This window comes from Nocardioides bizhenqiangii (genome assembly GCF_034661235.1).
GTDB lineage: Bacteria > Actinomycetota > Actinomycetes > Propionibacteriales > Nocardioidaceae > Nocardioides > Nocardioides bizhenqiangii.
Genome location: NZ_CP141059.1, coordinates 4,495,282 through 4,515,225, shown reverse-complemented (window position 1 = coordinate 4,515,225; position 19,944 = coordinate 4,495,282). Strand labels below are relative to the sequence as shown.

At 70.6% G+C, this 19,944-nt stretch carries 22 protein-coding genes; 13 read left to right on the top strand and 9 right to left on the bottom strand.

Annotated features, from left to right (window positions below; genetic code table 11):
- Positions 1 to 164: 164 nt before the first annotated feature.
- Entirely contained in the window at positions 165 to 971 is an 807-nt protein-coding gene (locus SHK19_RS21945; RefSeq protein ID WP_322454267.1) for a deoxyribonuclease IV, read from the bottom strand.
- 155 nt (positions 972 to 1,126) lie between these two features.
- Between SHK19_RS21945 and rpsF the strand changes: the two genes are divergently transcribed.
- The 5 genes from rpsF (at position 1,127) to SHK19_RS21920 (ending at position 3,780) form a co-directional block, all read left to right on the top strand.
- A complete protein-coding gene (gene rpsF / locus SHK19_RS21940; protein ID WP_322454268.1) occupies positions 1,127 to 1,414 on the top strand; it encodes a 30S ribosomal protein S6 in 288 nt (95 codons plus the stop codon).
- 113 nt (positions 1,415 to 1,527) lie between these two features.
- Positions 1,528 to 2,097: a single-stranded DNA-binding protein gene (locus SHK19_RS21935; protein WP_322454269.1), complete on the top strand. Its 570-nt coding sequence runs from the start codon at positions 1,528 to 1,530 to the stop codon at positions 2,095 to 2,097.
- A gap of 181 nt (positions 2,098 to 2,278) precedes the next feature.
- Positions 2,279 to 2,515 (top strand): 30S ribosomal protein S18, encoded by a 237-nt coding sequence (gene rpsR, locus SHK19_RS21930; RefSeq protein ID WP_322454270.1) that lies wholly within the window; start codon positions 2,279 to 2,281, stop codon positions 2,513 to 2,515.
- Positions 2,516 to 2,538: 23 nt separating this feature from the next.
- Positions 2,539 to 2,985, top strand: a complete 447-nt coding sequence (gene rplI, locus SHK19_RS21925) for a 50S ribosomal protein L9 (RefSeq protein WP_322454271.1) — start codon at positions 2,539 to 2,541, stop codon at positions 2,983 to 2,985.
- Positions 2,986 to 3,138: 153 nt separating this feature from the next.
- Positions 3,139 to 3,780, top strand: coding sequence for a hypothetical protein (locus tag SHK19_RS21920; RefSeq protein WP_322937473.1), 642 nt, complete (start codon positions 3,139 to 3,141; stop codon positions 3,778 to 3,780).
- Here SHK19_RS21920 and SHK19_RS21915 read toward each other — a convergent pair whose 3' ends face one another.
- The gene (locus SHK19_RS21915; protein WP_322937472.1) at positions 3,781 to 4,350 is read right to left on the bottom strand and encodes a hypothetical protein; all 570 of its coding nucleotides are present in this window, start codon (positions 4,348 to 4,350) and stop codon (positions 3,781 to 3,783) included.
- Positions 4,347 to 5,756, bottom strand: coding sequence for an MATE family efflux transporter (locus SHK19_RS21910; RefSeq protein WP_322937471.1), 1,410 nt, complete (start codon positions 5,754 to 5,756; stop codon positions 4,347 to 4,349). Before SHK19_RS21910 ends, SHK19_RS21915 begins: the two co-directional genes overlap by 4 nt.
- A gap of 553 nt (positions 5,757 to 6,309) precedes the next feature.
- On the opposite strand from SHK19_RS21910, the gene dnaB reads away from it, so the two are divergent.
- The 4 genes from dnaB to SHK19_RS21890 all read left to right on the top strand — a co-directional run bounded on the left by dnaB (position 6,310) and on the right by SHK19_RS21890 (position 10,197).
- The gene (dnaB, locus tag SHK19_RS21905) at positions 6,310 to 7,599 is read left to right on the top strand and encodes a replicative DNA helicase (protein WP_322454507.1); all 1,290 of its coding nucleotides are present in this window, start codon (positions 6,310 to 6,312) and stop codon (positions 7,597 to 7,599) included.
- A 115-nt stretch (positions 7,600 to 7,714) separates the two neighbouring features.
- Positions 7,715 to 8,551 carry an MBL fold metallo-hydrolase gene (locus tag SHK19_RS21900; protein WP_322454275.1) on the top strand — a complete coding sequence of 279 codons (837 nt, stop codon included), beginning with the start codon at positions 7,715 to 7,717 and terminating at the stop codon, positions 8,549 to 8,551.
- A gap of 57 nt (positions 8,552 to 8,608) precedes the next feature.
- Positions 8,609 to 9,448, top strand: a complete 840-nt coding sequence (locus SHK19_RS21895; RefSeq protein WP_322937470.1) for an alpha/beta fold hydrolase — start codon at positions 8,609 to 8,611, stop codon at positions 9,446 to 9,448.
- Between the two features lie 44 nt (positions 9,449 to 9,492).
- The gene (locus SHK19_RS21890) at positions 9,493 to 10,197 is read left to right on the top strand and encodes a glycoside hydrolase family 16 protein (RefSeq protein ID WP_322937469.1); all 705 of its coding nucleotides are present in this window, start codon (positions 9,493 to 9,495) and stop codon (positions 10,195 to 10,197) included.
- A 36-nt stretch (positions 10,198 to 10,233) separates the two neighbouring features.
- Here the strand turns inward: SHK19_RS21890 and SHK19_RS21885 are convergent, their stop codons facing one another.
- Positions 10,234 to 10,845: a hypothetical protein gene (locus tag SHK19_RS21885; protein WP_322937468.1), complete on the bottom strand. Its 612-nt coding sequence runs from the start codon at positions 10,843 to 10,845 to the stop codon at positions 10,234 to 10,236.
- A gap of 27 nt (positions 10,846 to 10,872) precedes the next feature.
- On the opposite strand from SHK19_RS21885, the gene SHK19_RS21880 reads away from it, so the two are divergent.
- The gene (locus SHK19_RS21880; protein WP_322454279.1) at positions 10,873 to 11,280 is read left to right on the top strand and encodes a winged helix-turn-helix transcriptional regulator; all 408 of its coding nucleotides are present in this window, start codon (positions 10,873 to 10,875) and stop codon (positions 11,278 to 11,280) included.
- Between the two features lie 156 nt (positions 11,281 to 11,436).
- On the top strand, positions 11,437 to 12,258 hold the full coding sequence (locus SHK19_RS21875) for a class I SAM-dependent methyltransferase (RefSeq protein WP_322937467.1): 822 nt from the start codon (positions 11,437 to 11,439) through the stop codon (positions 12,256 to 12,258).
- Between the two features lie 92 nt (positions 12,259 to 12,350).
- Here the strand turns inward: SHK19_RS21875 and SHK19_RS21870 are convergent, their stop codons facing one another.
- Positions 12,351 to 12,824 carry a carboxymuconolactone decarboxylase family protein gene (locus SHK19_RS21870; protein WP_322454281.1) on the bottom strand — a complete coding sequence of 158 codons (474 nt, stop codon included), beginning with the start codon at positions 12,822 to 12,824 and terminating at the stop codon, positions 12,351 to 12,353.
- Positions 12,825 to 12,980: 156 nt separating this feature from the next.
- On the opposite strand from SHK19_RS21870, the gene SHK19_RS21865 reads away from it, so the two are divergent.
- Entirely contained in the window at positions 12,981 to 13,874 is an 894-nt protein-coding gene (locus SHK19_RS21865) for a sigma-70 family RNA polymerase sigma factor (protein ID WP_322937466.1), read from the top strand.
- A gap of 10 nt (positions 13,875 to 13,884) precedes the next feature.
- Here SHK19_RS21865 and SHK19_RS21860 read toward each other — a convergent pair whose 3' ends face one another.
- Positions 13,885 to 14,727 (bottom strand): helix-turn-helix domain-containing protein, encoded by an 843-nt coding sequence (locus SHK19_RS21860; protein WP_322937465.1) that lies wholly within the window; start codon positions 14,725 to 14,727, stop codon positions 13,885 to 13,887.
- 100 nt (positions 14,728 to 14,827) lie between these two features.
- Here SHK19_RS21860 and SHK19_RS21855 point away from each other — a divergent pair, with 100 nt between their 5' ends.
- A complete protein-coding gene (locus tag SHK19_RS21855; protein ID WP_322937464.1) occupies positions 14,828 to 15,421 on the top strand; it encodes an NADPH-dependent FMN reductase in 594 nt (197 codons plus the stop codon).
- A gap of 5 nt (positions 15,422 to 15,426) precedes the next feature.
- Here SHK19_RS21855 and SHK19_RS21850 read toward each other — a convergent pair whose 3' ends face one another.
- From SHK19_RS21850 to SHK19_RS21840, 3 genes are all read right to left on the bottom strand, one after another.
- On the bottom strand, positions 15,427 to 16,743 hold the full coding sequence (locus tag SHK19_RS21850) for an alpha/beta hydrolase (protein WP_322937463.1): 1,317 nt from the start codon (positions 16,741 to 16,743) through the stop codon (positions 15,427 to 15,429).
- 109 nt (positions 16,744 to 16,852) lie between these two features.
- Positions 16,853 to 19,399: an ABC transporter permease gene (locus SHK19_RS21845; RefSeq protein ID WP_322937462.1), complete on the bottom strand. Its 2,547-nt coding sequence runs from the start codon at positions 19,397 to 19,399 to the stop codon at positions 16,853 to 16,855.
- Positions 19,393 to 19,872 carry a hypothetical protein gene (locus SHK19_RS21840; protein WP_322937461.1) on the bottom strand — a complete coding sequence of 160 codons (480 nt, stop codon included), beginning with the start codon at positions 19,870 to 19,872 and terminating at the stop codon, positions 19,393 to 19,395. Before SHK19_RS21840 ends, SHK19_RS21845 begins: the two co-directional genes overlap by 7 nt.
- Positions 19,873 to 19,944 lie beyond the last annotated feature (72 nt).

The window sequence follows — 19,944 nt, the reverse complement described above, 5'->3', positions numbered from 1 at the left end:
CGAGACGCCGCAACGGTGCTGTCGGCCGTTCCCACCGCCGGCAGGCACCTCACCGGGTCTCGATACGCGCATCACGGCTTCGCAAGCTCAGCCATGGCGCTACTCGACCTCCCGCCTTGCTCTGAGTGCATCCTCGTCCCTCGGACGCACTCAGAGGCGTGACCTCAGAGGCGTGACCTCAGCCAGGCGAAGTCGGCGAGGTGCTGCTCGGCGCCGCCGGGCGTCTCGCACACGACAGGAGCGCCCGCGTCGCGCACGACGGCCGCCAGCAGGTCGGGGTCGATCCGGCCGGCCCCGAAGTTGGCGTGCCGGTCGGCACCGGAGTCGAAGTCGTCGCGACTGTCGTTGCAGTGGACCAGGTCGATCCGGCCGGTGATCTTGCGGACGTCGTCGACGATCGTCTCGAGCGGGTTGCCGCCGGCGTGGGCGTGGCAGGTGTCGAGGCAGAAGCCGACCAGGTCGGCGCCCTCGGTGCCGTCGATGGCCGCCCACACCCCGGCGATCCGCTCGAGGTAGCGGGTCATCGCGTTGGTGCCACCGGCGGTGTTCTCGATCAGCAGCGGGATCTTGATGTCGGTCGCCTCGACCGCCTTGCGCCAGTTGTCGAAGCCCTTCGCCGGGTCGTCGTCGTCCTGCACGTGGCCGCCGTGGACGATGAGCCCCTTCGCGCCGATCTCGGCGGCGGCGTCCATGTGCTGCTGGAGCAGCTTGCGACCCGGTATCCGCTGCCGGTTGTTCGTGGTCGCGACGTTGATGAGGTACGGCGCGTGGACGTAGAGGTCGACGCCGGCCGCCTCTGCGTCGGCGCGCAGCCGCTCGGGCCCACCTTCGTAGGCGACCACCGGACCCTTGAAGGACTGCGGGTTGCCGAGGAAGAACTGCACCAGCGGGGCGCTACGGGCCCTGGCCTCGGCGATCGGGTCGGTCTGTTCGACGTGGGCGCCGATGCGGAGGGCACTGGTCTCGCTCATGGCCCCAGACTAGGAGCCGGCACCGACGATTGGGCGGGCGCCGTACCTCGTTGCTAACCTGACCCGTCGCGCTCCCATAGGGGGAGTCGCGACTGCAGAGCCCTCCTGCCACGGAGAGTCCGTGGCCGCCTAGTCCAGAGGAGGTGGAGACCGCTTTGCGTGCATACGAAGTCATGGTCATCCTCGATCCGAGCCTCGACGAGCGCACGGTCGAGCCGTCGCTCGACAAGTACCTCAACGTCGTCCGCAAGGACGGCGGCACCGTCGACAACGTCGACATCTGGGGTCGTCGTCGTCTCGCCTACGAGATCGACAAGAACGCCGAAGGCATCTACGCCGTCATCAACCTGACCGCGACCCCGGCGACCGTTGCCGAGTTCGACCGTCAGCTGGGTCTCAACGAGGCCATCCTGCGCACGAAGGTCCTGCGTCCGACGGTCTGATCCGAGCGGCGCTGTGGAATGGGCCTACCGATTGTCGGTCGGCCACGACACGATGAGCGCCACACGATCACCGATCACCGAACGCTAGCCCCACTCAACTAGGGAGACCTGACATGGCAGGCGAGACCGTCATCACCGTCGTCGGCAACCTCGTCGACGACCCGGAGCTGCGCTTCACCCCCTCGGGTGCGGCCGTGGCGAACTTCCGGATCGCGTCGACGCCGCGCACCTTCGACAAGCAGTCGAACGAGTGGAAGGACGGCGACGCGCTGTTCCTCTCCTGCTCGGTGTGGCGCCAGGCCGCTGAGAACGTCGCGGAGTCCCTGCAGAAGGGGATGCGCGTCGTCGTCCAGGGCCGGCTGAAGTCGCGGCAGTACGAGACCCGCGAAGGTGAGAAGCGCACCGTCTTCGAGATCGACGTCGAGGAAGTCGGCCCGTCCCTCAAGTACGCCACCGCCAAGGTCACCCGCGCACAGCGCTCGGGCGGCGGCGGTTACGGCAGCCAGGGCGGCGGTCAGGCCGGCGGCGGATACTCCGGCGGCGGCGCACCGGCCGCGGACCCGTGGGCCTCGTCCGGTCCGGCCGAGGGCGGCCAGGCCGCCAGCGGTCAGGGCGGCAGCGCTCCGGCAGGCGACCCGTGGGGTGCCCCGGGCGTCGGCGGCAGCGACGAACCGCCCTTTTAGCCGCCCGACGCCGAGCCTGCGAGGCGTCGGAGGCAGCGGCAAGATCGAGTAGCGGCACGGCTGAGGAACGAAGCCGTGACCCGCGTATCGAGATCAAGGCAATCAGCCTAGAAAGACACTAACCACCACCATTCCGCCCTCGATCGACTGACGGGGGCGGGCTCTGAGGAGGAGCACCACAATGGCTAAGCCAGTCATCCGCAAGCCGAAGAAGAAGGTTTGCCAGTTCTGCAAGGAGAAGGCGACCGGTGTCGACTACAAGGACACCGCCCTGCTCCGCAAGTTCATCTCCGACCGCGGCAAGATCCGCGCGCGGCGCGTGACCGGCAACTGCGTCCAGCACCAGCGGGACGTCGCGATCGCCGTCAAGAACGCACGCGAGGTCGCCCTGCTGCCCTACACGGCCACCGGCCGCTGATCCGGGCTCGAGGAGGAGAACACATGAAGATCATCCTGACCCAGGAGGTCGAGGGAGTCGGCGCCGCCGGCGACGTGATCGAGGTCAAGGACGGCTACGGCCGCAACTACCTGATCCCGCAGGGCCTCGCGATCCGCTGGAGCCGCGGCGCCCAGAGCCAGGCCGACGCGATCAAGAAGGCCCGTTCGGCCCGCGCCGTCCGCGACGAGGCGCACGCCTCCGAGATCAAGGCCAAGCTCGAGCAGGCACCGGTCGACGTCAAGGTCAAGGCCGGCCAGGGCGGGCGCCTCTTCGGTGCCGTCACCGTCGGCGACGTCGCCGAGGCGCTCGGCGAGGTCACCGGTGAGTCGATCGACAAGCGGACGATCATCCTCGGCAGCCCGATCAAGACCCTCGGTTCCCACCAGGTCTCGATCAAGCTGCACGACGACGTGTCCGCGGCGGTCGCGCTCAACGTGATCCCCGCCTGACGTCTCGCAGCACTGCACGACATCCGGACGGCCGGTCCCTGCGGGGGCCGGCCGTTCGTCGTCCCTGACCCAGATGTCGTTTATCGGCGAAATCACGACATCCAGGTCAGGTACGACGCGCATTTGTCCGGCGGATCGCGACACAATCGGCCCATGAGGTCACATCGAGGGTTCCTGGCGATCGCCGTACTGCTGCTCGCGCCGGTCCTGGCCGGCTGCGGCGAGGACGACGATCCGGAGAACAGTCCGCCCACTTCGTCATCGCCGGACCTGCCCGACGCGTCGAACGCGGAGACGAGCGCGACGACGTCCGAGGCGACCTCCGAGGCGACGACCGACACGTCTGCCGGGCTGCCGCCCGCGTGCGACGTGCTGACACCCGCGGACGTGGAGGCTGCCTTCGGGGTGCCGTTCGGCGAGCCGTCGCTCGGTGGCGGTGGCACCACGGAGCAGGACATCGTGTGGCAGAGCGACGACTGCAACTTCGAGGCCGAGGACCTGGTCGAGGTCGACTTCGCGCTGACCGGCCCGGACGACTTCACGGCCGGTGAGTTCCAGTGCCCGGAGCCGCGGGCGATCGCGTCGACGGTGACGCCGGTGGAGGTGCCGGGCGCGGTCGAGGCGTGGTGGGACCGCGACGACGCGCCGCCGCTGGAGGCGACACTGCGAGTCTGCACCGAGGCCTACATCTTCGACATCGACCTCGAGTACGAGGACGGCGTCGACTTCCAGGGCGACCCGATGCAGCAGAGCATCGCGCTGGCGGAGACGGCGCTGGGTGTGCTGGGCGGCTGACTACTCCTCGGCGGCCGCGGGCGAGTCGGACGCCTCCTCGACCTCCGGCGCACCGGCCCACTCCCGCCCGCCGTACCAGAGGCAGAGGATGAACAACCCCAGCTGGGCGAGCCCGGTGACCAGCTCGGCCGGGCCACGGAGTCCGTCGACGCCGCCGCCGATCACGACGACCGGCGCGAGGACCGAAACGCCGAACCCGATCGCGGTCCACTGGAACCAGGCGAAGGCGGCGATCGCCCGGCCCGTCCGGGCGGCGAAGGCGAGAGCCGCGCACAGGAGTCCGCAGAAGGCGAGCGCGGGGACGTCGACCGCCCACGCGAGTGCGGGTTCGGCGTCCTCGAACCACTCACGGACCGACGGCACCGTCAGGGCGACGGAAGCCACCAGGGCAAGGACGCCGGTCACCCAGAGCGGACCCTGGAGCCGCAGCTCGACCCGGCGGCGGAGCACGTTGAGCGCGACCAGCACCAGGGTCCAGCCGAGGGGGTCGGGCAGCAGGTCGAAGTCGCCGGACCTGGCGTAGAGGGCGATGATGACGAGCCCGAGGGCGACGCCGTACAGCGGCTTCATCGGTCGGCCCCCGTCACCAGCCACCGGTCGCTGGCCGCCCGGCGGGTGAGGGTGACGAAGCGGCCACCCATGAACACCAGGCCGAAGACCGCCCACAGCCAGGGCAGGCCGCCGCCCACCCAGTCGTCGGTGACCACCGCTGCACCCAGCACGAGCGGAGCGTAGCCGCCGAGGACCGCGAGTCCCGCCCACGCCAGGTAGGTGCCGTCGCCGGCGCCGATCAGCACGCCGTCGAGCACGAACACGACACCGGCCACCGGCTGGGCGAGGGCCGCGACGAGCAGCACGGGCACCAGCGCCCGCCGGACGGCGTCATCGGTGGTGAACAGCACGCCGAGCACCGGGCTCGCCGCCGCCAGCGCGACGCCGGTGGCCACCCCGGTGACGACGCCCCACCCGACCATCCGCCGGGTGACCGCGCGCGTGGCGGCGACGTCGCCCGCCCCGAGGTGGCGACCGGTGATCGCCTGGGCGGCGATGGCGATCGCGTCGAGCACGAACGCGAGGAAGGTCCACAGCGTCATCGCCAGCTGGTGGGTCGCGATCGGCACCGCCTCGTCGGCGGTGGACTGCGCCGTCAGCACGACGGCGTACGTCGTCACCAGCAGCGACGCGCGCAGCGTGAGCGTGCGGACCAGGAGGGGTACGCCGGCCCGGGCCGCCGTACGGATCCCTGGTGCGTCGGGTCGGAGCGAGGCGCCCTCGCGCCGGGCGGCCCGGACGACCACCAGCACCAGCGCCGCGGCGCAGCCGACCTGGGCCAGCACCGACCCGAGGGCGGACCCGGCGATCCCGAGGTGGGGCAGCGGCCCGACGCCGTAGACCAGGACGACGTTGAGAACCAGGTTGACCACGTTGCCGACCACCGCCACCACCAGCGGGGTGCGGGTGTCCTGGAGACCACGCAGCACGCCGGTCGCCGCGAGCATGACGAGCAGCGGCGTCACGCCGAGCAGCGCGATCCGGAGGTAGATCTCGGCCTCGGCCGCGACGGCCGCACCAGGCCCGAGCGCAGCCACCATCGGGCCCGTGAGCAGGATGCCGACGACGGTCGTGGGCACGCCGATCACCACGGCAAGCCACAGCCCGTCCACCCCCTGCGCCAGGGCGGCGGTCCGTCGGCCCGCACCGAGTTGCCGGGCGACCCCGGCCGTGGTGCCGTAGGCGAGGAAGACGCACAGGCCGACGATGGTCTGCAGCACCGTGCCGGCGATCCCGAGACCGGCGAGCTCGCGGGTGCCGAGGTGGCCGACCACCGCTGCGTCGCCCAAGAGGAAGAGCGGCTCGGCGACCAGCGCAAGGAAAGCGGGTACGGCGAGCCGCCCGATCTCGCGGTCGTCGGAGGTCAGTCGTGGTCGTCCTCGAGGGAGTCGGCGGGTGGTCACCATCGCGCGCCGCCGGGACATATCACGATCAGTGGATAACGGTGTGGATACTGATCAAAAACCACGATTTCGTTGATATCCGGCGGACGACGGGCAGATGACGTCCCGGTGAACGAGATTGGTGGCCGACTTTTTCGGCTCCACAGGTGTGGAGACACGTTTCCGCAGGTCACAGGCCCTGCCCGTGCCAGATCCGATGCCACTTCCACACCTCCTCCCCAACCAGTCCACACGGATCGCGGGTGTCGTCCACCCCCGACCCGCGGTTATCCCCAGCCCCCTGTGGGCGACGGGCTTTCCACGATGCCCAGCGGTGCGTAAGTTCGCGAGTCGAGTCTCTCGCACGGCTCGGCGAGTGGCGCCACCAGATCGGACCGGACGTTGTGTCGGACCTCGGCGCGAGCCTGCCCACGCACGGCTACATTCGAATCTTTGTTCGACCAGGAGGGGAAGTCGCGTGAGTCTCGCAGAGGTGCCGCCGCCGGACGACGAGTGGGGCGACGGACCCGCTTCGTACGAGCCGGGCAACGCACCGTCTGCAAGTCATGGCGGCGGGCGCACGCCTCCGCAGGACCTGGCGGCGGAGCAGTCGGTGCTCGGCGCGATGCTGATCTCGAAGGACGCGATCGCCGACGTGCTCGAGGCGGTGCGGGGCGTCGACTACTACCGTCCGGCGCACGAGTCGATCCACGACGCGATCATCGACCTCTACGGCCGCGGCGAGCCCGCCGACATGGTGACCGTCGCCGACGAGCTGGGGCGACGGGGCGAGCTGCAGCGGATCGGCGGCGCCCCCTACCTCCACACGCTCGCGGCCAACGTCCCGATCGCCGCCAACGCCGGGTTCTACGCCGAGATCGTCCGGGAGAAGGCGATCCTGCGCCGCCTGGTCGACGCCGGCACCAAGATCGTGCAGATCGGCTACGCCGGGGAGGGCGAGGTCGACCACATCGTCGACGCCGCGCAGGCCGAGGTCTACAGCGTCACCGAGCGCCGCAAGGCCGAGGACTACGCCCCGCTGAGCGACATCATGGACGGCGTCCTCGACGAGATCGAGGCGATCGAGAGCCGCGAGGCCGGAATCTACGGCGTGCCCACCGGCTTCGCCGAGCTCGACGACCTGACCAACGGCCTCCACGCCGGCCAGATGATCGTCGTCGCCGCCAGGCCGGCGATGGGCAAGTCGACGCTCGCTCTCGACCTGTGCCGGGCCGCGTCGATCGGCAACAACCTCACCAGCGCCTTCTTCAGCCTGGAGATGACGAAGTCGGAGATCACGATGCGGCTGCTGTCGGCCGAGGGTCGGATCCCGCTCAACCACATCCGCAACGGCAAGATGTCGACGGAGGAGTGGGACCGGCTGGCCCGCCACGTGGCCAAGGTGTCCTCGGCGCCGATGTTCATCGACGACAGCCCCAACATGACGATGATGGAGATCCGGGCGAAGGCCCGGCGGCTCAAGCAGCGGCACGACCTCAAGCTCGTCGTCATCGACTACCTCCAGCTGATGACGTCCGGCAAAAAGGTCGAGTCCCGCCAGCTCGAGGTCTCCGAGTTCTCCCGCCAGATCAAGCTCCTGGCCAAGGAGCTCGAGGTCCCGATCATCGCGCTCTCCCAGCTCAACCGTGGTCCCGAGCAGCGCGCCGACAAGCGTCCGATGATGAGCGACCTTCGCGAATCGGGCAGCATCGAGCAGGACGCGGACATGGTGATCCTGCTGCACCGCGACGACGTCTTCGAGAAGGAGTCGACCCGGCCCGGCGAGGCCGACCTGATCGTCGCCAAGCACCGCAACGGCGCCACCCGCGACATTGTCGTGGCCTTCCAGGGCCACTACTCCCGCTTCGTCGACATGGCCCACTGATCAGGGATCCCTCGTCGAGTGTCCGCCCGAGAGATGAGTTGTCCGGGCCTCCGCCGTCGTACCTGGAGACCGATGACCGTCTCGGCGGTCGTAGATGACGAGCGGAAGGTTCCCCATGCTGACGCAGGTCGCAGAAGGCGTGCTGGTCCACCAGAGCGCGTTGCTCCAGAACAACACCGTCGCGGTCCAGGGCCGGGCCGGCGTCCTGCTCGTCGACCCCGGCACCACCGGCGACGAGATGGCCTGTCTCGCGAACGACCTCCGCGAGGTCGGCCAGCCGGTGGTGGCCGGCTTCGCGACACATCCTGATTGGGATCACGTGCTCTGGCACGCCGAGCTCGGCGACGCACCTCGATACGGCACCGCCCGGTGCGCGGCCCGGATGCGGGACCTGCTGTCGAGCCCGGACTGGAAGATCCGCGTCGCCGAAGGGTTGCCACCGGAGATCGCCGACGAGACGCCGCTGGACCTGTTCGGCCTCGTCGTCGGTCTGCCGGCGGGCGCCACGGAGGTTCCGTGGGACGGCCCTCGGGTCCGGATCATCGAGCATCCGGCGCATGCACCCGGCCATGCGGCGTTGTTGATCGAGGAGTGCGGAGTCCTCGTCGCCGGCGACATGCTCTCCGACGTGTTCATCCCGATGCTCGACGACTTCACCGAGTCCAACGACCCGATCGAGGAGTACCTGACCGGGCTCCGCCTGCTGGAGGGCGTGGCGGACGGCGTCGATGTCGTCATCCCGGGCCACGGGTCGGCCGGCGGAGCCGATCAGCTGCGCGCACGGATCGAGCAGGACCGCTCCTACCTGCACGCGCTGCGTGACGGCCGCACCCCCGACGACCCGCGGATCGGCGCATCCGCCAAGCCCGGCTGGGAATGGGTCAGCGACATCCACGCCGGGCAGGCCCACAGCCTCGCCCGGAGAAGGGCTCGCGACGCGGCCGGGCGATGAGTTCTCGTCCCACCGGGTGTCCACCCCCACAGAGCGCACGACGGAGGAGCTGGTGGGATGACAACGGTCGAGGCGAACGGCGTGACGCTGGGCGTCGAGCACTTCGGAGACGCGGCGGCGACGCTCGTGCTCTGCGCGGGCGGGACGACGATGCTCTCCTGGCCCGACAACGTCTGCGAGTCCCTCGCGCGCAGCGGACGTCACGTCGTGCGCTACGACCTGCGCGATTCCGGCACCTCGACCACGGTCGATCCCCAGGCGCCGGCGTACACGCTGCGCGACCTTGCCGCCGACGCCGCGGCCCTCGCCCGTGAGCTCGACGACCGGCCGGCGCACCTGGCGGGGATCGGCGTCGGTGGGATGGTCGCTCAGGTCGCCGCGCTCGACCACCCCGAGGCGTTCGAGGCGCTGACCCTCTTTGGTACGCGACCGGTCGCCCCGGGCCCGGTCGACGACGACCTGCCCGACCACGATGCGCCGACGATGGGCCGGCTGTTCTCCCGCGCGATGCCCGACTGGTCCGACCGCGAGGCCGTGACGGAGTTCGCCGCCGAGGGCGCTGCGATCCTCGGAAACGACCCCGTCGCCGCCCGTGCCGCCGCCGCTCGCATCTGGGACCGCACACCGGGCACGACGCCTGCCGTGCAGATGGCCAACCAGCTGGGCATCGTGTTCGCCGCGCTCGACTGCACGCCGCGCTGGCGCGAGCGCCTCGCCGAGCTCGCGACGCCGACCCTGGTGGTGCACGGCCGTCGGGACCCGTTCTTCCCGGTCGGCAACGGCGAAGCGCTCGCGCGCGAGATCCCCGGTGCCCGACTCCTCGTCCTCGAACAGGCCTCGACGGCGATCCCCGAGGCCGCCACCGATCAGGTCGCGGCGGCGATGCTGGATCGCTGACCACACGACGACACCTGCCGCCGCGCCGGCGCCATACTGAGACCATGTGGGTCCAGGACTTCGAGGGACCGGCAGGGCAGCCGCCCGACCCGCAGATCTGGACCCATGAGCTCGGCGGCGGGGGTTGGGGTGACCGTCAGCTGCAGGTCTACACAGCCGACCCGGGCAACGCGGCCCTCGACGGTGCCGGGAACCTCGCGATCACCGCGCGGCGGGAGACGGACGGCACTGTCACCTCGGCGCGACTCACGACACGGGACCGATTCGCCCCGACGTACGGCCGGGTCGAGGCGCGGCTCAAGGTGCCCGACGGTCGTGGCACCTGGCCGGCATTCTGGATGCTGGGCACCGACATCGGCCGGGTGGGCTGGCCGGCCTGTGGCGAGATCGACGTGATGGAGCACGTCGGCTCTGAGCCACGGCGCTGCCACGGGACGGTGCACGGTCCCGGTTACAGCGGACTCGCCGGGGGGATCGGCAGCCCCATCGACGCGGGAACGGACCTGACCGAGGACTTCCACGAGTACGCCGTGGCGTGGGACAGATCCGGGATCACCTGGCTCCTCGACGGCTGCGAGCACCACCGGCTCACGCCGCCCGACGTGCCCGGGCCGTGGCCTTTCGACCACCCCTTCTATCTCCTGGTCAATCTCGCGATCGGGGGCAACTGGCCCGGCAACGACACCGACGACCCGGACCTCCCGGCGGTGCTCCTGGTCGACCGGATCAGCGTCGAGGCGTGCGGCTAGGTGTGGGAGCAGGGTCGGTCCGGTGGTCCGGTGACGCTAGCGGTGGACCCGCCGGTCCACGGCGATCCAGTTCGTCTCCCACGTCGCGCCGCCGTCGTCCGAGAATGCCTGCTCGAACCTCGCCTTGTCCGGCCCCAGCCGGAAGATCAGGAAGCGCACGTCGATCGGTCGCCCGCCGAGCTGGTCCTTCCCGTAGAACTCGCCCACTCCGTCGTGGAACCCGCCGTGCACCGAGGGTTGGAGCACGCCGTCGCGCATGCTGACGAACGTCGAGCTCCAGCGATCGGCCTGGGGCTCGTAGAGGCGGAGGTTGAGCGCCTCGATCCGACCCGCCTCGCCGGAGACGTCGAACTCGACGACGTTCGCGCGCCCGTCCATCAGCGGACGCACGACGCTCGTGCCACGGAACCGGAGCCACTCGTCCTCCGACCCGGAGAGCGGGTCGGCCAGCACCCGCACCTCGGACCGCCAGACGCCGAGCTCCCAGTCGAAGTCGTGCTGTCCGTCGGCCGAGGTGGCAGGGGCGGTGGTGGCCGGGGCCGGCGTCAGGGCCTCGCCGCTGCTGGTCGTCGCCGTCAGCATGACCGCCGTGAGGCAGGCGACCAGGATTCGTTTGTGTGCCAGGGTTCTTCCCGGAAAGAGGTTCATAGAGCGAGCATCCGAACGGAGCGACCCGTGGACAAGAAGGCACTTTCAGGTAACCCCCCCGCGTCCCGCCCCAACCCGCTGCCCGGCTGCCCGATGGCTGCGGCGTTCGCGGCGGTCGGCGGGAAGTGGAAGCTGACCTTGATCTACTGGCTGGCTCACGGTGAGTCGCACTTCGCGGGTCTCCGTCGTCGCGCCGCACCGATCACGCCGAAGGTGCTCGCCGAACAGCTGCGGGAGCTGGAGGCCGACGGACTGGTCGAGCGGATCGAGACCGGGCCAGTGCCGGCACCGGTCATCTACCGGCTGACGCCGTACGGCACGACGGTGCTGCCGGTGGTGGAGAGCGTCCGGCTGTGGGGCGAGGCCCACCTCGAGCGCACTCATGGGGAGGCCGCGCCGACCGACCGGATGTCGTGCGGTCGAGCGGTCGCGTAGCGCTTCCGTCGAGCACCGGCCCGACGCCGCCACCGCACCCAGCCTCACCACGGAAGGCGCCGGCGGGCGCAACGGTTGCCCGGTCCCATCACTGATCTGGAGACTGGCCAGGTGACAGAGCCCAGATCCGGTGGAGCATGGCGGTGGGATCCGTCGTTGTACGCGGGCAGCGCCGCCTACTACGCACGGGGGCGAGTGCCCTACCCGGCGGAACTGGCCGATCTCCTGGTCGATGAGCTCGCCCTCGACGGCCGCGGTCGCCTCCTGGATCTTGGCTGTGGGCCAGGATCACTCACGTTGCCGCTAGCGCCCTATTTCGAGCAGACCGTCGCTGTGGACGCCGACGAGCAGATGCTGGCCGAAGGCGCACGACTGGCGCAGGCAGCTGGCATCACGAACGTCAGTTGGGTGTGCTCACGTGCCGAGGACGTCTCGCGGTCGTTGGGTGACTTCCGCATGGCGACGATGGCGCAGTCCTTCCACTGGATGGACCGTGACCGAGTCGCTGGCCTGCTGCGCCAGTTGCTCATCCCTGGCGGCGCCCTCGCGTTCGTGCATGCCACCACGCACCAAGGCATCGAAGGTACCGATCGCGTGCCACATCCGCGGCCGCCATGGGAACAGATCGAGGCTCTGGTGGCTGACTACCTGGGCCAGGAGCGCCGAGCGGGCCGCGGATATCGACAGATCGACTCCGTCACGGAGGATGAGCGTGGGCAGGTCGAGGCCCGGATCTTCGGCAGGGCCGGCTTCGCCGGGCCAAAGCGCCTCGAGGTGCCGGGGTGGGTCGTGACCCGCAGCGCCGACGAGATCGTCGCGAGCGTGTTCTCCCTGTCCTTCGCGGCTCCCCACCTGTTCGGCGACCGCGTCGGCTCGTTCGAGCACGAGCTGCGGATTCTGCTGACCCAAGCCAGCCCGACCGGGCGCTTCAGCGAAGCGATGCGCGAGATCGCGGTAGATCTCTGGACTGCCGACTGACTTGGCCGCCTTCGCAGCAGCTGTGCGCAACGTCGCCCGAGGACGACACGGCGCCGCCCCGAGGGTCGGCGCCACGTCGTACTGCCCTGGCGTCAGGCCTGCTTCCAGCTCGGCTTGTCGGCACGCTCGCGCACCGTCACGTTGATCCGGTTGAACAGGTTCACGGTCGAGATCTGCAGGATCAGCGCCGACACCTGCTTCTCGTCGTAGTGCTTGGTCACCTCGCGCCACAGCTCGTCGGACACTGCGTCGTGGCTGTCGGCCAGACGGGTCAGCGCGTCGGTCAGTGCGAGCGCGGCGCGCTCCGCCTCGTCGTAGTACGGCGACTCGCCCCACGCGCTGACGCCGACGATGCGGTCCACGGATTCGCCGGCGCCTTGGAGCGCCTCGACGTGGCTCTGGACGCAGGCGCTGCAGCCGTTGAGCTGGCTCGCGCGGAGCGCGACGAGTTCCGCGGTGGTCGCGGACAGGCCGCCCTTGGCGACGGCGGCCATCAGGTGGCCCATGCCCTTGAAGGAGTCGGGCAGGATCTGGGCGGGGTTGGCCATGCGCGGCTCGAAGGTCATCTCAATCTCCTCAGGTTGTCGTTGCGTTGCTGTCGACATCCCTGACCCACGCGACGATCGATGTGTGACCGATTGGCGGAGAGATTCTCCAATCGGTCACATCCGGCGCCCGGCACGGGTCACCACAGTGACCCATTGCGAGCGAGAGGGAACGACGTGAACGACGAACGCAGCCTGGCCGAGCGATTCGAGGAGCACCGCCGTCACCTGCACGCCGTCGCCTACCGGGTGCTCGGCTCCGCCAGTGACGCGGAGGACGCTGTCCAGGAAGCGTGGCTGCGGCTGCACCGTTCCGACGCGGCGGACATCGACAACCTGGGTGGCTGGCTGACGACCGTCGTGGGCCGGATCGCGCTGAACACGCTCCGCTCCCGGTCCACCCGGAGGGAGGACTCACTCGACGAGCGGATCGAGCGCCTCCCCGATCCGGTCGTCACCCTTGACGACGGCTCGCAGCCGGAGGACCACGCCCTGCTCGCCGACTCGGTCGGGCTCGCCCTGCTGGCCGTCCTCGACCAGCTCTCCCCGGCCGAGCGGTTGGCGTTCGTGCTCCACGACCTGTTCGCCGTGCCGTTCGAGGAGATCGCCCCGGTGGTCGACCGCTCCGCGGCCGCCACCCGTCAGCTGGCGAGCCGGGCCCGACGCAGGATCCGCGGCACCGGACTCTCCCCGACCGACAGCGCTGCGCGTCAACGCGAGATCGTCGACGCCTTCTTCGCCGCCGCCCACGGCGGTGACTTCTCCCGACTGGTCAGCGTGCTCGACCCGGATGTCGTGCTCCGCTCCGACCTGGGTGCGCTGCGCGGAGGAGTCGTGGAGTACGACGGTGCCGAGACCGTGGCCGGCAACGCCCTCATGTTCGCTAGCCCGGAGCGGGTCGTCCGCCCGGCGCTGGTCGACGGCCGGGCCGGCGTGGTCATCACGGTCGACGGCGGGCTGTTCAGCGTCATGGCGTTCACCGTGACCGGCGGGCGGATCGTCGAGATCGACGTGCACGCCGATCCCGAGCAGCTGGCGCGGGTCGCGACCTCGCTGCCGGCGATCGGATGACGGTCCAGGCCTAGGGCAAGACCTGACGTAGCGCGCCGGGGTGCCGGCCGGTCAGCCGGTCGAGCGCGGCCTGGGCTGCTCCGTCGGCGGGGAGCAGGACCACCAGTGTCAGCGTGTCGCCTGCCAGGAGCACCTCGGGTGAGATCCGGACCAGGCCGACCTCGGGGTGCACGACTGCTCGCAGCCCGAGGTCGCAGGTCCCCGTCGGCCGGCTCTCCCACCGCGACGTGAATTCCCTGCCGAGCGTGGCGGAGAGCTCGGCGACGACGGCGCCGGTGCCCGGCCCGCTGTGGACGTGCAGCCAGGTGACGAGCGCGTCGGCCAGGACCGTCCAGTCGGCGACCGCGCCGCGGGCACGGTCGTCCGAGAAGGCGTAGCGGAGCAGCTCCCGTCGCGCGTCGTCGAGCATCCCGAGCGGCCGGACCAGCCGGTCGAACGCGTCGGTCCAGGCCACCAGCTCGGTCTGCGGACCGACCAGCACGGCGGGGGTCGGCTCGAGCCGGTCGAGCAACGTCAGCAGGCCCGGCGGCACATCGCGCGCTCCGGGACAGCCGTCACCGCAGACGAGCTCGGTGCCCTGGCTCAGCGCCACCAGCTGGTGGAGGTGCGACCGGTCGGCGGCATCGAGTCGCAGCGCGTCCGCGACCGCGGCCACGACCTGGGTCGAGGGTCGCCGGTCCCGTCCCTGCTCGAGCCGGGTCAGGTACTCGACGCTGATGCCCGCCAGCGTCGCCAGCTCCGAACGACGCAGCCCGGGCGTCCGCCGGCGCTCGCCCCTGGGCAGGCCGACGTCCTCGGGCCGCACCGCTTCCCGGCGCGCCCGCAGGAAGCTGCCGAGCTCACCTTCGATCACCCCGCCATTCTCCCCCACCGGCGGCTGGGCAGCGTGGCCCTGCGGGGGCCACCCTCAGCACGGCCTCCCGCCGGTCCGGCATCCCCGCCACGGTGGAGCCATGACCAACGAACACGACAAGCTCAGGATCGCGATCATCGTCGGCAGCACCCGCCCCGGCCGGCGAGGTGCCGACGTCGCCGCATGGGTGGCCGACGCGGCACGGCGCCGGACGGACGCGACGTACGACGTCGTCGATCTTGCCGACCACCCGCTCCCGCACCTCGACGAGGCGATGCCGCCGATCCTCGGCTCGTACACCGAGCCGCACACCCGCGCGTGGGCCGCGACCATCGCGGAGTACGACGGGTTCATCGTCGTCACGCCGGAGTACAACCACTCGATCCCCGGCGTGCTGAAGAACGCCATCGACTTCCTGTTCGCCGAGCGGAACCACAAGGCCGCCGGCGTGGTCGCCTACGGCGCCGAGAACGGAGCCCGGGCAGCAGAGCACCTCCGGCAGATCTTCGGCGAGCTCAAGGTCCCGGTCGTGCGGCAGTACGTCGGCCTGTCGCTCTACCTCGACTTCGAGGACTTCGAGCGACTTGCTCCGCGTCCCGAGCTGTCCGGCAGCCTCGAGACGCTCTTCGACGAGGTGACGCTCTGGGGCGAGGCCCTGCGGCGGGTCCGCGTCGGCCGGCTCGCCGCTGCCTAGTCGACCTATCTCCCGAGCAGCGCCTGGTCGAAGAAGTCGACGACCCGGCGCTCGTACTCCTCAGGATGCGTCTTCAGGCCGCCGACGTGGGGAGCGTCGTGAAGCGTCCAGATGTCGGCGGACGGCCCGATCTGCCTCTGGTAGGTAGGGTTGAGACCCTCCCCGTTGGGACTGTTCGGCGCCCAGATGAGCAGCACGGGACGCGGCGCGATCGCGGGCATCAGGTCGACAAGGTTAGGCGGGGTGCTCTCGTTGGAGAACAGCATCAGCGACGCCTGGTGGGCGACGAGCCCATGGAAGCCCCGTACGACCATGCCGGCGGAGTAGTCCGCGAGCTTCTCCTCCAGTGAACGGGTGCCGGCTCCCTCGGACACCACAGCCGCCAGCTTGGGACTCTCGGCCGCGGCCTGGAGCAGCATCTCGCCGGACATCGACAGCCCGAGCCCGCCGATCCTTGCCGGGTCCACCTCGGGCTGGTCCTCGAGGAACTCGACCGCGGCGTGCACGTCGCGTGCCCCTGGCCAGGCGAAGAGATGCGGATCTCCCTCGCTGGCACCCTCACCGCGCCGGTCGAAGAGCAGCACGCCGTACCCGTGCTCCACGAGCATCCGCGCGTGCGGCTGCGACTTGGTCCGGCCGGGGAGGATCACCGCAGCCCCGTTGCGGGAGGGGACGTACCAGCCGTGGATCTCGAGGCCATCGCTGGTGGTGAAGGTGACGTCCTCGTACGGCGCGCCGAGGTGTGCCTCCGGGACGCCGGCAGTGTGCACGTGGGTCGCGATGTAGCCGCCTGCGAAGGGTGCGAAGACCTCGGCCACGAGCGCCACCCCGAGGAGGCCGAGGAGGCCGCGGCGGAGGTAGCGGCGGCGCCGCGTCGGGCCCGGTTTCCGGGTGCGCCACAGGACAGCCCCGGCGAGCCCGAGCAGAGCCAGGCCGGCGAAGCCGGCGACCAACCCGGTGAAGTCGTCGCCCGACGGTCCCACCGTCACCGTGTAGTAGCCGGCCTCGGCGAAACCGGTCACCATCCCCATCAGGCCGACGACGATCGCGAGCACGGCTCGCGCCCCCGGCCGGACCCGCAGGTACCCCGCTGCCGCGATGGCCAGCAGTCCTAGGGGGACGAGGCCGCTGACCAGGTGGTCGCCGGCCGAGACGCCGGGCTCCGGCTGGAGGAAGTTGTCGTCGGCGATGTGCAGCATCACCGCGGCGGTAGCCGTCAGGAACACGTTGCGCTCGCGTGGGCCAACGCGCTTGCCAACGCCGGAGCTCGGGGGCGCGGTCGTCGTGGGCAGATCGATGTCGAGAAGTGCTGTCGTGGTCATGCAGCCGACGCTAGGTTCGCGAGCATCCCGGACGACATGCAGCTGTCCGCACACCCCGGGGCGGCTTTCACCACTTCCTGAGGGCGGTCCGCGCCCAGCGGCAGCCGGGTCACGACATCCTCTCGATCACGCCTGACGAGTGGAGCCTCACCGCGCGTCGTGCTGGGAGGCTGCCAGCCATCAGTGCGACGAGAAGCAGCGTGGCTCCTCCTCCGACGTACAGCGGCATCGGTGCGGCCGGAGCCAGGTCCCCGGTGAGGCTGTAGCTGAGAACGGCGACTGTAGGGGCCGCGACGAGAACCCCGAGGGTCGCCCCGAACGCGACGACGATCATGGTCTCGGTCCGCACCATCCGGATGATCTGGCGCCGCGATGCCCCGAGGAGGCCGAGCAGGGCGAACTCCTCACCCCGCTGCCCGATCGCCATGCCAAGGGTGTTCACGATGGCCAGCCCACAGAAGAGGAGGACGATTCCCAGCAACAGGTAGAGACCGACGTTCCTCTCTGCTGCGTCGTCGGCAAGGCTCTCGAGGTACTCCGCCCGGGTGAGCACATGGAGGTCGGTGGCGGGTGCGGCGTCCAGCCGTTCGATGCGTTCGGCCACGGCGCCGGGGTCGGCACCGTCGCGGAGCCTGACGAGCACGGCGTCGTCGTTCGCCCGGGTGGTGTGACCGGCGACCAAGCCACGGGGAATCACGACGTCGGCGAACCCCAGGCCACGGGCGTACGTCGCCGCGATGCGCAGCGTGACGGGCGTGCCGTCGCCCAGGTGGATCTCGACCCGGTCGCCGATCTCTCCGAGAGCCGGACGCGCTCCTTCGCGGACCGCGAGCGTGTTCCCCCGCAGGTCGGTCAACGAGCCGCCGGTGACGTCGAGGTCCATGACTCTGTCGATGGTCCGCGGGTCGACGGCGAGTGCCGGCAACAGGTGGAGGTTGTCGCCGTCGTTCGCGACCACCGAGGTGGTCAAGGTCCCCGAGGACGCCTCGACCCCCTCGAGACCTGAGGTCGCCTGCGACACCGTCCGAGGAACAGGGGAACCGTCGTCGGTGCGCACCACCAGGTCCGCTGTCGTCCGTGCCGCGCTGTCGTCTTCGCCGCTCTGCTGCAGGGTGGTCTTCGAGACGAGGACCGTGCCGGCGAGCGCCACAGTGAGCATCACGGGCGTGGCGACCGACGCGACGCGGCGCACGTTGGTGCGGGTACTGACCCGCGCCAGGAGCCCTGATGCCTTTCCGAACAGCCTCACGGGTATGCCGACGAGTGCTGTGAACGGACGCGCCAGGACCGGCGCCAGGAACGCTGCGCTGACCATCCAGATCGCGCTCGCTAGCGCTGCGGTGTCTGCACCGCCCGAGTCGATCTTGGCGACGGAGTCGACGAGCACCCACACGCCGAGGCCCGCGAGAACGAGTCCCGCCAGCACTTGGACCCGGGGGGTCCGACGCGGTTGCACAGCCGCGTCACGGAGCGCCTCGGTCGGCCTGACCCGAGATGCGCGGCGCGCACTCGCCCTCGCGGCCAGCTGGGTGGTGAGGACCGCAGCCAGGAGCCCCACGACGAACGGCAGCCAGCCGACCGTCAGGCTGACACCCTCGGGGAGGAGCCCGACGCGGACGAAGAACCATCGCTCGAGTGCTGCGAAGCCGACGGCCATCGGAGCCGCGACCGCGGACGCCGCAACTGCCAGGACCAGCGCCTCAGCGGCGACCAGGCGCCGTAGCTGCCCGCGAGTCGTGCCGATGGCCCGCAATAGGGCGAGCTCGCGATGGCGGCCGTGGATGGACAGGGCGAAGGCGCTCGCGACCACGAAGATGGAGACGAAAGCGGCCAGCACTCCGAACATGGTGAGGCCCGCGACGATGTCCTCCCTGCTGATCGCTCCACCGTGCGACTCCGCCTCTCCCCGCTCGTCGCCGGTCAGGACGCGCAGGTCCTCCGGCAACACCTCGGCCACGCGGTCGGCCGTGGCTGCCGGTGACACGCCGTCGGCGGTGACGATCCCGATCAGGTCGACGCGGTCATCCGTCCCCGACAAGGCCTCCGCGACGTCGTCCCGGAAGAAGATCTGGGTGTCGGTCACCGGGGCGCTCGTGCTCGCGATCCCGACCACCGTGTAGACGCGCTGCGACGTGGGTCCGGCCACCCGCAGGCGGTCGCCGACCTCGGCCGCGAGCGTGGACGCCTCGGACTGTCCCAGCACCATCTCGGTGGATCCCGTGGGCCGCCTCCCCTCATCGAGCTGGTACGGCGTCAGCGCCGCGCTGCTCCAGCCGTGGCCGGTGGTGACTCCGTCGGCGGACCCACCGACCGGGTCGCCGGACAGGAACTCGATCCCGACGTCGAACGATCGGTCGGCCACTGCGCGGCTGACGTCGGGCAGGTTGTCGAGCCGGAGCGCCAGACCAGCGTCCACTCGTGGCCGCTCGGGCAGCAGGACCGTCAGGCCGGCTTCCCCTCCGGAGGTCATGGTCGGGTCGGCCTGCACGACGACGGAGGCGCCCTCCAGCCGCTCGACGGGGACGGCGCTCTTCAGCGCGGACTCCAGCAGGATGCCGCAGGACATGATGAGCACTGCTGCGATCCCGACGGCGGCTCCGGCTCCCAGCAGCGACCCGACGCGCCGCCTCATCAGGGACACGGCCAACGTCAGCACGGCTCCGCCGCCTGAGTTCCCTCGGGACTCGGTGTCCTAGGCAGGTCCCGCTTGTCCTCGACCAGGTGGGACCAGCGTGCCCGGATGGACGAGCCGATCTGCGGGAGCGTCGCCCCGGCGGCGGCCGCCGCCAGGTGAGGCCAAGGTGCCGGCAGGTCGAGCTCGACGAACAGCATCAGGGCCAGCAGGCCGCCGGCGAACCCCAGAGCCGCGGTCGGCAAGACCCGGCTCTGTCCGAGCCGGTCGATCAGCCTGGCCTGGAGGATGGCGAACGACGCGTTGGCGACCAGGAAGGCGGCCGACACCGTCCCTGCCAGCGAGTAGGACCCGTTGCGGGTCGAGACCAGCAGCACGATGCCGAGGCTGACCATGGACATGGGCATCCTCGCGACCAGGCCGCTGACCGAGAAGGCCAGTGCTCCGGGAAGCCTCAGGACTCGCCCGTAGGCGGAGGTCATTGCAGTGGTTGCCATGTCCGCGACGCTAGGTTCGCGCGACGTCCCGTCGACATGGTGCAGGCCGTACGCCATCGGGGGCTGCCACCA